This window comes from Burkholderia sp. SIMBA_051, assembly GCF_046534915.1.
In the GTDB taxonomy this organism is placed as follows: Bacteria; Pseudomonadota; Gammaproteobacteria; order Burkholderiales; family Burkholderiaceae; genus Burkholderia; species Burkholderia ambifaria.
This window is the reverse complement of sequence record NZ_JAWRXS010000150.1, coordinates 1-305: the sequence shown is the minus strand read 5'-3', so window position 1 is coordinate 305 and position 305 is coordinate 1. Positions and strand designations below refer to the sequence as shown.

At 54.8% G+C, this 305-nt stretch carries 1 rRNA gene; it reads left to right on the top strand.

Features of this window, described 5'->3' with window-relative positions:
• A 16S ribosomal RNA gene (locus SB771_RS33965) occupies nt 1-305 on the top strand; the annotation flags it as partial.

Genomic DNA, 305 nt, shown 5'->3' with positions numbered 1-305 from the left:
GGCGAAGGCGACTCTCTGGTCTGTAACTGACGCTGAGGAGCGAAAGCGTGGGGAGCGAACAGGATTAGATACCCTGGTAGTCCACGCCGTAAACGATGAGTGCTAAGTGTTAGGGGGTTTCCGCCCCTTAGTGCTGCAGCTAACGCATTAAGCACTCCGCCTGGGGAGTACGGTCGCAAGACTGAAACTCAAAGGAATTGACGGGGGCCCGCACAAGCGGTGGAGCATGTGGTTTAATTCGAAGCAACGCGAAGAACCTTACCAGGTCTTGACATCCTCTGACAATCCTAGAGATAGGACGTCCC